The 13,646-nt window shown below is 31.1% G+C and carries 11 protein-coding genes and 1 riboswitch; of the genes, 3 read left to right on the top strand and 8 right to left on the bottom strand.

Features of this window, described 5'->3' with window-relative positions:
• Positions 1-25: 25 nt before the first annotated feature.
• Positions 26-158: riboswitch (yybP-ykoY riboswitch) on the bottom strand.
• 121 nt (positions 159-279) lie between these two features.
• From HMPREF2578_RS07555 to HMPREF2578_RS07545, 3 genes are read right to left on the bottom strand one after another with little or no spacing between them, the layout of a single operon-like run.
• A complete protein-coding gene (locus HMPREF2578_RS07555; protein ID WP_070508355.1) occupies positions 280-1,842 on the bottom strand; it encodes a peptide chain release factor 3 in 1,563 nt (520 codons plus the stop codon).
• Entirely contained in the window at positions 1,839-2,096 is a 258-nt protein-coding gene (locus HMPREF2578_RS07550) for a YueH family protein (protein WP_017175800.1), read from the bottom strand. Before HMPREF2578_RS07550 ends, HMPREF2578_RS07555 begins: the two co-directional genes overlap by 4 nt.
• A complete protein-coding gene (locus HMPREF2578_RS07545) occupies positions 2,086-3,570 on the bottom strand; it encodes a UDP-N-acetylmuramoyl-L-alanyl-D-glutamate--L-lysine ligase (RefSeq protein ID WP_048762297.1) in 1,485 nt (494 codons plus the stop codon). Before HMPREF2578_RS07545 ends, HMPREF2578_RS07550 begins: the two co-directional genes overlap by 11 nt.
• A gap of 380 nt (positions 3,571-3,950) precedes the next feature.
• On the opposite strand from HMPREF2578_RS07545, the gene HMPREF2578_RS07540 reads away from it, so the two are divergent.
• Both HMPREF2578_RS07540 and ltaA read left to right on the top strand, forming a co-directional pair.
• On the top strand, positions 3,951-5,129 hold the full coding sequence (locus HMPREF2578_RS07540) for a diglucosyl diacylglycerol synthase (protein ID WP_017175802.1): 1,179 nt from the start codon (positions 3,951-3,953) through the stop codon (positions 5,127-5,129).
• A complete protein-coding gene (gene ltaA / locus HMPREF2578_RS07535) occupies positions 5,104-6,300 on the top strand; it encodes a lipoteichoic acid biosynthesis MFS flippase LtaA (RefSeq protein ID WP_049379561.1) in 1,197 nt (398 codons plus the stop codon). The genes HMPREF2578_RS07540 and ltaA overlap by 26 nt, the downstream gene beginning before the upstream one ends.
• A 49-nt stretch (positions 6,301-6,349) precedes the next feature.
• Here ltaA and HMPREF2578_RS07530 read toward each other — a convergent pair whose 3' ends face one another.
• Both HMPREF2578_RS07530 and HMPREF2578_RS07525 read right to left on the bottom strand, forming a co-directional pair.
• Complete coding sequence (locus HMPREF2578_RS07530) at positions 6,350-6,859, bottom strand: 2'-5' RNA ligase family protein (protein ID WP_017175804.1); 510 nt, start codon at positions 6,857-6,859, stop codon at positions 6,350-6,352.
• A 122-nt stretch (positions 6,860-6,981) separates the two neighbouring features.
• The gene (locus HMPREF2578_RS07525; protein ID WP_017175805.1) at positions 6,982-7,725 is read right to left on the bottom strand and encodes an esterase family protein; all 744 of its coding nucleotides are present in this window, start codon (positions 7,723-7,725) and stop codon (positions 6,982-6,984) included.
• A 270-nt stretch (positions 7,726-7,995) separates the two neighbouring features.
• Between HMPREF2578_RS07525 and cozEa the strand changes: the two genes are divergently transcribed.
• Positions 7,996-9,081, top strand: a complete 1,086-nt coding sequence (cozEa, locus tag HMPREF2578_RS07520) for a lipoteichoic acid biosynthesis protein CozEa (protein ID WP_017175806.1) — start codon at positions 7,996-7,998, stop codon at positions 9,079-9,081.
• A 338-nt stretch (positions 9,082-9,419) separates the two neighbouring features.
• Here cozEa and fabI read toward each other — a convergent pair whose 3' ends face one another.
• The 3 genes from fabI to mgtE form a co-directional block, all read right to left on the bottom strand.
• Positions 9,420-10,190, bottom strand: coding sequence for an enoyl-ACP reductase FabI (fabI, locus tag HMPREF2578_RS07515; protein WP_002448154.1), 771 nt, complete (start codon positions 10,188-10,190; stop codon positions 9,420-9,422).
• A 205-nt stretch (positions 10,191-10,395) separates the two neighbouring features.
• The gene (locus HMPREF2578_RS07510) at positions 10,396-12,240 is read right to left on the bottom strand and encodes a monovalent cation:proton antiporter family protein (protein ID WP_049434452.1); all 1,845 of its coding nucleotides are present in this window, start codon (positions 12,238-12,240) and stop codon (positions 10,396-10,398) included.
• A 9-nt stretch (positions 12,241-12,249) separates the two neighbouring features.
• On the bottom strand, positions 12,250-13,635 hold the full coding sequence (gene mgtE / locus HMPREF2578_RS07505; RefSeq protein ID WP_019835654.1) for a magnesium transporter: 1,386 nt from the start codon (positions 13,633-13,635) through the stop codon (positions 12,250-12,252).
• Between the last annotated feature and the right edge of the window lie 11 nt (positions 13,636-13,646).

The following is a 13,646-nucleotide window of genomic DNA, read 5'->3' as shown; positions in this document are numbered from 1 at the left end:
AATAAAAAGACCTATGCTAATTCATAGCAAAGGTCTCACTTAGCAAATTTGCTCATTTTACCGGAAGTATCAACTTCGTAATGACGATAAAATGCTGAATTTAAGATGTTAGTAATATAGCATCTCAAATTCTCAAGTTACTCCCCCCTGACATTAAGCCATAGGTATTTATTTGTTAAGAGTATTATAACCAGATTTGATATATATAAACAATGTTAAAGCTAAAATTATTGTATATCTTTATTATTATTTTAACTTAAACCTTATATTGTCATTTTTTTATAATAAACTATATAGTTTAATATCTGGGAATTTTTCTTCAAACCAACGTGTAGCAAACTCATTTTCAAATAAGAAAACAAACTTATCATATCTGTCTTTCACTAAAATAGAACGTGACGTGTTCATCTTATCTTGAATATCCTCTTCATTTTCAATCCAACGTGCAATTTTTCTACCTACAGGTTCCATGACGACATCTACATTGTATTCATTTTTCATTCTGTGCTCGAATACTTCAAATTGTAATTGACCCACTGCACCGAGAATAATTTGATTCGTATGAAGTGTTTTATAATATTGAATCGCACCTTCTTGCACAAGCTGTTCAATTCCTTTATGGAAATGTTTTTGTTTCATTACATTTTTAGCAGAGACTTTCATGAAAATTTCAGGTGTAAATTGCGGTAAATCTTGGAAGTTAAATTTTTGTTTACCTCCAACTAATGTATCACCAATTTGGTAGTTACCTGTATCGTATAATCCAATAATATCTCCAGCTACAGCGTGATTGACAGTTTCTTTATCATCTGCCATAAAAGAGGTAGAACGTGTGATTTTTTGTTTTTTATTAGTACGTTGTAGGGTCACATCCATACCTCTTTCAAACGCACCACTAACTACTCTCATAAAAGCAATTCTATCTCTATGTTTAGGATCCATATTCGCTTGAATTTTAAATATAAAACCTGAGAACTCGTCATCAAACGGGCTAACTTCAACTTCTTCATTTGTCTGACGAGCATTAGGCATGGGCGCATAATCTACATATGCATTCAAGAAATTCTGAACCCCGAAATTAGCCAATGCTGATCCAAAGAATACAGGAGTTAAATCACCATTTAATAATGCTTCATTATCAAATTTTTCGCCAGCTTCTTCAACTAACATAAACTCTTCAATCGCTTGTTCGAAATCACTATCATTGCTAATAGTGTGTTCTTCTTTAAGTTCATACTCATCATTTAAATGTAATACATTCTCTTCATCTCTAAAAGGTTCAATAGTTTTAGACTCACGATCGATAATACCAAAAAAGTTTTGACCCATTCCTATTGGCCAATTCATTGGATAGGTGTCAATATTTAATGTTTCTTCAATTTCTTCTAATAGTTCAAATGGTTCTTTACCTACACGGTCTAATTTGTTGATAAAAGTAAAGATAGGAATGCCTCTCATTTTACATACTTTAAATAATTTTAATGTTTGGGGTTCGATCCCTTTCGCACAATCGATAACCATTACTGCACTATCAACCGCCATTAATGTTCGGTATGTATCTTCAGAAAAGTCTTCGTGTCCTGGTGTATCTAGAATATTAATTTTATAATCATCATAATCAAATTGCATGACTGAACTGGTCACAGAAATACCACGTTCTTGTTCCACTTTCATCCAGTCACTGGTTGCAAATTTCCCTGTTTTTTTCCCTTTTACAGTACCCGCTTCACGAATAGCACCACTAAAATATAATAATTTTTCAGTTAGCGTCGTTTTACCAGCATCCGGGTGTGAGATAATAGCAAACGTCTTTCTTGATTCTATTTCTTCTTTTAAACTCATTCATTATTCTCCTTTAAATCCTTTATTATCCACTTAGATAACTGAGAAGCTATACGCAATGCTTCACTTTCTTCTTTAAATGTAAATAATTGCATTATTAACTCTTCATTTATTTCCTGTTCATTGAGTTGTACATTTAATTCTACAGACCAAAACATATCTGGAATAGCTATCATATAATAAGAATGATCCACATTTTCATATAGATATACATTGATTATTTCATTTTGTTCAGAAAGTTGCTTAATGATCATAGTTGGATTTTCCAAACTTTTTATACGCAGCTTCTAAACCAATTAAATCGTCACGATGTGGCACTTTCACGTGTCCTGACATAATTTGATAAGGTTCTCTGCCTTTAGAAGCAAGTACAACTGTATCACCTGGATTCGCGACTTCTATAGCATGTTTAATGCCTTCAGCTCGATCTTCAAATTCTACATAGTTATTATGTGTTGCACCTTTAGCAAGTTCTGCAGTCAACATTTTAGGATCGTCATCTGCTGGATTGTCAGGTGTAAAAATAACATAGTCTGCTCGACATGCAACAGCCCCCATTTCAGGCGTTTTTGTTAAATCACGTTCGCCAGCCATGCCTACTAAAAAGATGAGCTTTTGTTTAACAAAAGGTTGCACTGCATCAATCAGTTTATTCATACCATCAGCAGTATGTGCATAATCAATAATTAAATCGATTGGAAGTGATGGATCTAAAACCTCTAGACGCCCTTCAACAGGTTCTAAAGATTTCACCACTTCTACGATATCTTTGAAATCGACTCCTTTACTCCACACTGCTATCATAGCTGCCATAAGATTTGAGATATTAAATTTACCTACATAGGGTGATGAAACATGATACGTGCCAAATGGAGTCGCAAAATCAAATTGTACACCTTGTAAAGATTCTTTGATATTTTGAGGCATAAACTGTGCTTCATTATCTATACCATATGTCAATATTTCAAATGGTGTTACCGTTTCTAAATATTTAGAGAAATCATCATCATTATTTAATACCACATACTTTTCTTTTGATAAATCTTCACCTAATTGACTAAATAGTAATGATTTAGCATGTCCATAAGCTTCCATTGTGCCATGAAAGTCTAAATGATCTTGGGTTAAATTTGAAAAAATAGCTACATCAAATTCTACCCCTCTTAATCGTCCTAGAGCTAATCCATGACTTGAGACTTCCATAGTCATTGCTTCAGCTTTACTATCTATAGCTTGCTTAATTTTCTTAGTAAGCAATACAGTTTCAGGAGTAGTATTTGCCCCTTTTGTTTTTTCTTCATTAATTTGAAATCCATTCGTACCTAAATACGCACTATTTTTGTCTAATCCTCTATAAATTAAGTGAATCATTGTCGCGATTGAAGTTTTACCATTTGTACCAGTGACGCCAAAGGTAGTGAGTTGTTGACTTGGATAATCAAATAATGTATGCGCTAATATACTGGCTACTCTTAAAGTATCAGGTACAATAACTTGTGTGACTTCTCCTTTAACTTCTTGCTTACGGTTTACAACTATAATTTTAGTTCCTTGGTCAATGACGTTTTGACAAAATCTATGACTATCTACAGTATATCCCTTAGAAGCTACAAAGATACTTTCTCCACTAGCAGTTCGAGAATCTGTAGTAATATCAGTGATATCTATATCTAAAGTTCCTATAACTTGTTTAACTCTTATTTTATTGAACAACTCATTCGCATTCAAAATGTATCGCTCCTTTTTTTCAATATCTCTATTATACACATTTTAAAGTTGTTGATAAATTTATTCTCACCTAAAAAAGTAAATTCTGAACTACTCAAAATCAAATCATTTTTGTATCTTCTATATTATTAATATTAATTCCAAGTTAATTATTTATAAATTTTTTCTTATCTTAGTGTAAGTCCCATACATTTCACTTTATTAGTGCTAGGATAAGGGTATAAAGTTAAAGTAATCATTGTTCGAATATGCTATAATTCACTATAAATGAATTTTATGACTTTCTTGAATAAAATACATATTATTTATACCCGTATGTATTTTTTACTGTAATACATTATTCGATGGATTAAACTTAAATTATTGGAGGGTGACTATTAATGGTTACTCAAAATAAAAAGATATTGATTATCACTGGATCATTTGGAAATGGTCATTTACAAGTGACACAAAGTATTGTCAATCAATTGAATGACATGAATCTATCTCATATTTCTGTTATTGAGCATGATTTATTTATGGAAGCACATCCCATCCTTACGTCTATTTGTAAAAAATGGTATATCAATAGCTTTAAATATTTTAGAAATATGTATAAAAACTTTTATTATAGTCGACCAGATGAATTAGATAAATGTTTTTATAAATACTATGGTTTAAATAAATTAATTAACCTACTTTTAAAAGAAAAGCCTGACTTGATTTTAATGACTTTTCCAACGCCCGTGATGTCAGTATTAACTGAACAATTTAACATGCGTATTCCTATCGCAACAGTCATGACGGATTATCGTCTACAAAAGAACTGGATTACTCCAAATTCTCATAGATATTATGTGGCTACTGAAGATACAAAAGAAGACTTTGTAAACGTTGGTGTACCGGCATCTTTAATTAAAGTCACAGGTATCCCTATTTCTGATAAATTTGAAGCGGATATTGATCAACAGGCTTGGCTAAAAAAATATCATTTAGACCCTAAAAAAACTACTATTCTTATGTCTGCAGGTGCTTTTGGAGTATCAAAAGGTTTTGAACATATGATAGAACGTATCTTAGAAAAAAGTCCTCATTCTCAAGTCGTTATGATTTGTGGTAGAAGTAAAGGACTTAAACGTAATTTGGAAGCTAGATTTAAATCTTACGACAACGTTCTTATTTTAGGATATACAAAACATATGAATGAATGGATGGCTTCAAGTCAATTAATGATCACTAAACCAGGTGGGATTACAATATCCGAAGGTTTGACAAGAAGTATCCCAATGATTTTCTTAAATCCTGCTCCAGGACAAGAACTAGAAAATGCGTATTATTTCCAAGAAAAAGGGTATGGTAGAATTGCTGATACTCCTGAAGATGCAATTGACATTGTCTCTGAATTAACACATGATTCGAACAAATTAACTTTAATGATAAATACAATGCGTCAAGATAGAGTAGATTATTCAACCCATCGACTTTGTATCGATTTATTGAATATGCTCGATCATTCATCTCAACAGCAAGAAATTTATGGAAAGGTGCCATTATATGCCAAGTTCTTTGTCAAACAATAAAAGCATAAGTAAAAACTTTAAAATAATGCTCGTTATTTTATTTTTAATGGAATTTGCTAGAGGAATGTATGTATTAAGTTATGTTAACTATTTACCTACTGTAACCTCTATCGCTGTAGCTGTGACTTCAGTAGCACTATCTATTCATTTTATTTCAGATGCAGCTACAAACTTTGTGATTGGATTTTTATTAAAGAAATTCGGGACTAAAATCGTCCTTAATTTAGGTTTTTTATTAGCTTTTTTAAGCTTGTTTCTAATTATTTTCTTTCCAGCTAATCCCATCATTATCATTATTAGTGCAATTATGCTAGGGATTGCAGTAAGTCCAATATGGGTAATCATGTTATCTAGTGTGGAAGAAAGTCAACGTGGCAAACAAATGGGTTATGTATACTTTTCATGGTTATTAGGTTTGCTTGTAGGCTGGGCGTTTATGAATGTTCTAGTCAAAATACATCCAACGCGATTTGCATTTGCGATGTCTCTTGTCGTTATCATTGCATGGATACTTTATTATTTTGTAGATGTAAAACTCACAAATTATAATACTAAACCTGTGAAAGAACAATTAGGTCAAATCGTAGAGGTAATGAAACGTCATATGATTTTATTCCCAGGTATTTTGTTGCAAGGTGCTTCAATATCAGCTTTGCTTCCAATATTGCCGACGTATGCTACAAAAGTTGTGGGGGTAACAACTATTGAATATACTGCTGCTATCGCTATTGGTGGTATTGGTTGTGCAATATCAATGTTATTTTTATCTAAAATGATCGATAAAAATAGCACTGGCTTTATGTATACCGTTATTTTTGTAGGATTCATATTGTTTACGCTATTTATTTTTGGTCTCTCACTAGTTAACAATATTATTGTTGTTTGGATAGTTGCCGCCTTTATAGGTTTAATGTATGGCATTTTATTACCTGCTTGGAATACTTTTATGGCTGGACATATCGATCCATCTGAACAAGAAGAAACTTGGGGTGTATTTAATAGCGTCCAAGGCTTTGGTTCAATGATTGGTCCTCTTTTCGGAGGCCTTATCGCTCAATTCTCAAATGGATTAAATAATACATTCTATGTCTCAGCTTTGATTTTTCTATTACTCGCTATTTTTTATGGCATTTATTTTATCAAAAGTAGAAAGCATCAAAAATATTCTTAAAAAAAGAAGTCAAAACTAAAATGTTTTGACTTCTTTTTTTATATACATATTATGCTAGTTTAAAACTATCAACAATGTTCCATCTATCTTCATCTTCATTGTAATGTAACAATGAAAGTTCATCGATGGTTTCTCTATGGTCTACCCCTGCAAGCTTCACTTGACCAAATATATCTTCAAATTCTTGACTCGTTAAGCCTTGAGCAATCGTAAAATGAGGAACGAATGGATGTTCAGCTTTACCATAAAATGATTCGGTATTAAATGTATTAAATAAATTTTCTAATTCTTCTGTTTTTTCTACTTTAAAATAAATAACATTATTTGTCGGTTTAAAGCTTGAAGCTTTTGTCACGTGGACCTCTACAGGTTTAAATCCATCTAATGTTTGTTTAACTTCGTCTTTAAATGAATCTAATTCTGTTTCTTTAAGTTCAAAGTGAGGTTTAATCGTAATATGTGGCATAATACGTGCATACTCAGTATCATAACGCTTACGATAGCCATCTACTTCATTTTGAAATGATTGTGACGGAATAAGTGCTAATCCTATCTTCATTGAAATTCCTCCTTTGTTTAACATACTTCTATTATATCAAAATTCTATTTAATACGTTATTAGATACAACATTTTTTGAAAAGGCTTTCAAAAAAAGATTTGTAAACTATTAATATGTACTATTATTTATTATTATTTAAAAAATAATAGAGAATATCTCCGAGCATAGGTTTCCATGATTTCCAATTATGACTACCATTAAATTCATTGTATACGTAAGTGACACGCTCATCTTGTTCAATAAGGTTTGCTAGCTTTCTATTTGGAGTTAAAAAATCCGCTTGCTCACCAGTCGTTGGTAATTTAAAATCGACTTCATCTTTACCAATCGCATGCCAAATCGTTAATCGATTACGTTGCTTACATGTCTCAAATTTTTCAAGAACAGTATGATCTGAGTGTGGACTAAACATAGCTATTTGACTAAATATTGAAGGATAAGTCAATGAAGTAAGAAAGGCAATACTTCCAGCTAAACTATCTCCTATTAATAATCTAGAATTTCCCACCTTATATGTAGGGAACGTTTGATCAATGAAAGGTAAAAGCTCTTTAACTACTGACTGAATCGTCTTTTGACTACGACTACCTTGAGGATGAAACTCTTCTCTACGTTTCTCAACATCTTCATAATGAAATCCAACAATAATAGCACGTTCAATATGTTCCTCTTTTCTTAGACGTTCATATTCACGCTGAATCCTTCCAAATCGGAAAAAATCCAATCCATCAAAACAAATAATCACCTGAGACTTAAATAATTCAGTAAAATCTTCTGGAAGATAAATCGACAATGTGATATCTCTTTCTAGAATGTCACTACTCAAAATATATTTATTAATTTTTCCAGCTTTAAATTCTCCCATGTTATCTTCTCTCCTTCATATATATTCATATTGTATCAATTTTATTTATTAGTGACAGTGATATAAACGTTTATAATAAGCTTTTTTATTTTAGATTTTATATACTTTTTTAAGAAAATTAGGAATTGTTTAATTAAGCTCATCTATTTTTATACAACTAAATATTATAATATAATTCTTTTTTAGTTAATCAACTTTTCCTTTTTAACATCTCTTATTTAAGATATACTTATTACTAATGAATTCATTACTTTAGGAGGAAGTAAGTCTATGCTTAATAAAGTATGGTTTCGAACTGGGATTTTCTTAATCATCCTGTTCGTACTTATAAAGTTATTTATGGAAGTGCATAGTGTATTTACACCTATAGCAACTATTATTGGTTCAGTGTTTCTTCCATTCTTGTTAAGTGGATTTTTATTTTATATCTGCTTACCTTTTCAAACACTTTTGGAAAAATGGGGTTTCCCACGTTGGGCAAGTATTTTAACTATCTTTATCGTATTAATCGCTATTATCGCTATCGTAGTAGCTTTCATTGCGCCTATTATTATTTCTAATGTTAATAATTTAATCAAAGCAACACCAACTTTACAACGTGATGCAGAGCAAGTGGTTAATTTCTCATTAAATCAAATGGATAAATTACCAAGTGATGTAACAGCGAAAATTAATTCAACAATGAAATCAATCAGTGATAGTTTAACTGGTATATTAGCAAATTCAATCACTTATATCACATCTCTTATTTCAACCATCTTCTTATTGATTATGGTACCGTTCTTCTTGATTTATATGTTAAAAGATCATGAAAAATTTATTCCAGCAATTGGTAAATTTTTCAAAGGAGAACGTAAAGTTTTTGTTGTTGATTTACTTAAAGATTTAAATTATACGTTAAAATCGTATATTCAAGGTCAAGTTACTGTTAGTTTCATCTTAGGTATTATTCTTTATATTGGTTATACCCTTATTGGGTTACCTTATACTCCATTGCTTGTATTATTCGCTGGTGTAGCAAACTTAATCCCATTTTTAGGACCATGGTTATCATTTGCGCCTGCTGCAATATTAGGAATTATCGATGGTCCATCAACATTTATTTGGGTTTGTGTTGTTACATTAATTGCACAGCAACTTGAAGGTAATGTCATCACACCTAACGTCATGGGTAAATCATTAAGTATTCATCCACTTACAATCATTGTTGTTATCTTAGCAGCGGGTGATTTAGGAGGATTCACACTTATTTTAATTGCTGTTCCACTTTATGCAGTATTAAAAACAGTAGCAAGAAATGTATTTAAGTATCGTCAACGTATCATTGATAAAGCAAATAGCGATGTTAAAGATTAAGCTTTTTAATTACTTACTGCGGATAGAACATATTCTATTCGCAGTTTTTTTATGTCATATCACATTAAATAATATAAAGCTAGAAGAGGGATAAAATTCATTTTTAAGTCGTCGTTCTACATCATCAATGCCTATGCCTCTCCAATTTGCGTTGAATATAGATGTTCTTATTAAAAGTCTCTATGTTCTAGCCTTGGAATTGAAATTGAATAAAGCTTGATACAAATGCATTTTCAATTCAGTCATCAACTGTCAATTTATTAAAAAAGTCTAAGACAACTCATTGTCTCAGACTCTTGGATTTATCATATATCTTATATCTATTTTTCAATTTAAACTTATTTAATTGCGTGGAAACCACTATCTACGTGGATATTTTCTCCAGTCACACCACTTGAAAAATCACTTAATAAATAAGCAGCAGTTCTGCCCACTTCTTCTTGATCTACATTACGTCTTAACGGTGCACGTTCTTCAACTTCTTTAAGAATTAAGTTCAAACCACCTACACCTTTAGCACTTAATGTACGAATTGGTCCAGCAGAAATTGCATTGACTCGAATATTATCTGGGCCTAAATCATATGCTAAATATTTAACATTTGCTTCAAGACTTGCTTTTGCAACACCCATCACATTATAGTTTTGAATTGCAAATTCTCCGCCTAAATAAGTTGTAGCTACAATACTACCCCCATTCGGCATAATTTTTTTCGCTTCATGAGCTACAATGGTTAATGAATATGAACTAATATCTTGTGCAAGTAGGAATCCTTCACGAGATGTTTCAGAAAAACGACCACGTAAATCTTCCATATTAGCAAATGCAATTGAATGATAGACGCCATCAATGTTTCCAACTTCTTCACCAATTTTCGCAAAGCCATTAATGACATCTTCATCTTTTTGAACATCTATTTGATACAAATGATGCTCTTTTTGATTTAATTGGTCTAATAATTTTTCTAATTCTTTTTTACTGCGCTCTTTACGATATGTAAATACGAGATGAGCACCTAATTCGTCTAATACTTTAGCTACGCCAAAACCAATACTACGTTTATTAGCGATACCCATAATGACAAAGGTTTTATTTTCTAAATTAATCATATAAATTATCTCCTTATATTACTTTATATTAATTCGTTCATTATAAACGTTTTTAACATACATATTTTACCATTGTTAATAATATTTAATAAAGTAATAATAAATTTTCAAATCATCTCAATAAAAAGAGAGGTACATAAAGTAATGTATCTTTTTATGTTATTTTTCAAAGATACCCTTTATTTTGTCCTCTCTTTTAAATAGATTAATAATAAAATTCTAATTCAGATTTGAGTTCATCTACATATTCTTTAGAACCTGTTACAATTAAACGGTCTTTATATCTAAGTTGCGTATCTCCATGTGGTACAATGGATTCATTATTTCTAACAATACGTACAAATATGATGTCCCCACCAAATGGGAAATGACGCAATAGAATATTTTCGTATTTATAATTTAACATTTCAATTTCATATAGTGAAGTTTCAACGTTACTTAAAATATTTAGCATATTTGGTGTTTCAATTAAACCTTTTAAGAAAATTTTATTACTAATAAAATTACTAAATACTTCAATACCATCTGTTTTTAACTCTTCATCATCACCACTATTTTCTAGTCGACAAATAACTCTGTTTACACCATGAGATTTAGCTAATTTTGCTATCATTTTATTTAAACCATCATCATTAGCAGAACATACGACAATATCTTGATTAAATAAGCCAAGTCTCTCTAATAAACTTTCTTCATATTCACTAATTTCAATAACAGTCACATTGTCAGGTAAATTACGCTGATCACCTAAATCTTTACGGTAAAACAACGTTATATTATATAACTGTGAAGTCAGATTTTGAACAATTGGAATAGTCAATTGATTTTTACCAATTAACGCAATATCAATTTTCCGGTTCACTTCATCTGGAATTGGGAATAATTTTTTAAATACAACAGGTACAAATACACATGTAATAATTGCACTTAATATTAATATTCCTGACATTTCAGAAGTAATTGCTTTTAATTCTTCAGCAATTTTTGCTGCAGCAATAACAAGCGAAAGTGTTGATGTTAATAAAAATGCTGATGCAATAGTTGTTTTAGTATCAAACCATCTTCGAATAAATAAGACAGGAATCAACTTAGAAACGATAAAGGACAATATAAGTATCGGAATTATAATAAGTAAAGAGGGTTCTTTAATTAAAGATGGTATATCTAAATCTACACCGACCATAATAAAGAATATCGGTATAAAGAATCCGTATCCAAATGAATCTAAAGTATGAATGATTTCTTCATCAGGTTTTAACAGTGATACAACTACACCAGCTAAAAAAGCACCTAATATATATTCAGCACCAACACCCTCAGCAAGAGCAACCAGTAAAATGATTAATGCAAAAATGGCCCGTATACCAATTTGTGTTGTACCACCCATTAAGCGTTGCATAAAATTTAACCGTTTAAATACAGAACCTAACAAATAAAATATTGCAGTAAACACGATTAAAATTGCAGATAGCCAAATTGACCCTCCGCCTTCACCATTGATTCCACCATAAATAGTTAATAAAACCATCGTAAATAAATCTGCTAATACTGCTACTAATAATATAAATTGTCCTATTGTTGTGCGCATGATATTCATTTCTTTAAGTGTTGGCACAACTACACCCAATGAAATAGTTGAAATAATAATGACCATTAATAATACATCATCTACAAAGCCTAACCATTTAAATGCAAATGCTAAAATGATTGAAAGCACCATTATTAATGAAAAAACTGTAAGTGCTAATTGTAAATGACTTGGTAAATTCTTTTCATTTTTATCAATACCCTGTCTCTTTCTTGTGTCTTTTTTAAATGCGCTGAAATCAATTTCCAATCCACTTAAAAACATTAAAAAGATAAAACCTAATGTTGACAGAATATTTAACATTTCATCTTTGTGGACAAGTCCTAAAAATGAATTTCCTATAATAATTCCCATTAATATTTCAGCTACGACAACAGGTAAAAAAGTGACGTTTAATCGATTAACAATAATCGGTGTAAGAAATGCTGCGACGACGACTATGACCAAAGAAAAAAATTCCATTTCATCCCCCTATGTTAGATATGACATAAATGTTGTTGCAAGTCCAAAATAAATTAACATACTTACAATATCATTGATAGTTGTAATAAATGGTCCACTTGCGACAGCAGGATCGATATGAATTTTATTCATTAAGATTGGAATCATTGATCCTACTAACGTACCTACTGTCATGGCAATAGTTAAACTTGCACCTACAATCAGTGCCAAGAATGGTTGACGATAAATAATGACAATAATTAAGAATAAAATCACTGCACATACAAAACCAGTGATTAACCCACTACCTGCTTCTTTTAAAGCTATTTTAAGTTTACTTTTTTCTTTAATATCACCATTAGAAATATTACGAACAGACACTGCTAATGATTGTGTTCCTGAATTTCCTGACATCCCACTTATAATAGGGATAAATGCTGCTAATAATGCAACTTGCGACAAGGTATCTTCAAAACCACCCAGAATCGTTGCTGTTATCATACCTAAAAATGTTAAAATAATAAGCCACGGTAATCTCTTCAATGCCTTCTTAAATACTGATTGATCAGTAGACTTAGTATCAGAAACCCCCGCTAAACGTGAATAATCTTCATCTGCTTCTTCATTTACAACATCTAAAATATCATCTATTGTGATAATCCCTACTAAATGATGTTGATAGTCGATCACAGGCATAGCAATAAAGTCATAATCTTTCATTTTTTGAGCAACACGTTCTTGATCTTCTTCTACATTTACACTTACAACACGTCGAATCATTACTTCTTCAACATGAGCATCAATATTTGCTACAATTAAATCTTTCAAAGATAGAACACCTACGAGTTGACCGGCAGTATCAACGACATAAATCACATATATCGTTTCTGCGTCAGGTGCTTGACTTTTAACTAGCATGAGTGCCTCTTTTACAGATGTACCAATATCCAATGAAATATATTCAGTAGTCATGATACCGCCAGCAGTATCTTCTTCATAATGTAATAACTTTTTGATTTTATCTGTGACTCTGTTATCCATCAAAGCTAATAAACTGGCAACTTTTGAGTTAGATAATTCATTTAGAATATCAACTGCGTTATCTGTAGACATATTTTCTAATACTTCACTTGCATAATGTGCATGCATTGAATCAAATAATATTTCATATTCTTTCCCCTCAATATCTAATTGATTAAAAAATCTACTCACTTCTTGAGGCGATAAAAATTCGAATATTCTTTGTCTATTCTGATTCGTTGTATTTTCAAAATATTCACTTTGTTCATATTGATGTATAGTTAGAAATTCTTTTCTGAATTGATCTATATCATTGCGGTTTAAACTGTCATCTAGTAGTTTTTGATTGTATACTTTATTATGTTGTATGTCAGTTGTTTCTGTATTTAATGACATCAAGTGTACCT

Origin of the sequence: Staphylococcus sp. HMSC072H03 (assembly GCF_001809305.1) — a bacterium.
Lineage (GTDB): Bacteria > Bacillota > Bacilli > Staphylococcales > Staphylococcaceae > Staphylococcus > Staphylococcus hominis.
Note: the sequence above shows the minus strand (reverse complement) of the source record. Positions and strands in the feature narration are given on the sequence as shown.

What these genes read in the sequence shown, in the direction of transcription:
- HMPREF2578_RS07555 (WP_070508355.1), bottom strand. Translation starts at nt 1,842, where the DNA reads ATGAGTTTAAAAGAAGAAATAGAATCAAGAAAGACGTTTGCTATTATC.
- HMPREF2578_RS07550 (WP_017175800.1), bottom strand. Translation starts at nt 2,096, where the DNA reads ATGATCATTAAGCAACTTTCTGAACAAAATGAAATAATCAATGTATAT.
- HMPREF2578_RS07540 (WP_017175802.1), top strand. Translation starts at nt 3,951, where the DNA reads ATGGTTACTCAAAATAAAAAGATATTGATTATCACTGGATCATTTGGA.
- ltaA (WP_049379561.1), top strand. Translation starts at nt 5,104, where the DNA reads ATGCCAAGTTCTTTGTCAAACAATAAAAGCATAAGTAAAAACTTTAAA.
- HMPREF2578_RS07530 (WP_017175804.1), bottom strand. Translation starts at nt 6,859, where the DNA reads ATGAAGATAGGATTAGCACTTATTCCGTCACAATCATTTCAAAATGAA.
- HMPREF2578_RS07525 (WP_017175805.1), bottom strand. Translation starts at nt 7,725, where the DNA reads ATGGGAGAATTTAAAGCTGGAAAAATTAATAAATATATTTTGAGTAGT.
- cozEa (WP_017175806.1), top strand. Translation starts at nt 7,996, where the DNA reads ATGCTTAATAAAGTATGGTTTCGAACTGGGATTTTCTTAATCATCCTG.
- fabI (WP_002448154.1), bottom strand. Translation starts at nt 10,190, where the DNA reads ATGATTAATTTAGAAAATAAAACCTTTGTCATTATGGGTATCGCTAAT.
- HMPREF2578_RS07510 (WP_049434452.1), bottom strand. Translation starts at nt 12,240, where the DNA reads ATGGAATTTTTTTCTTTGGTCATAGTCGTCGTCGCAGCATTTCTTACA.
- mgtE (WP_019835654.1), bottom strand. Translation starts at nt 13,635, where the DNA reads ATGTCATTAAATACAGAAACAACTGACATACAACATAATAAAGTATAC.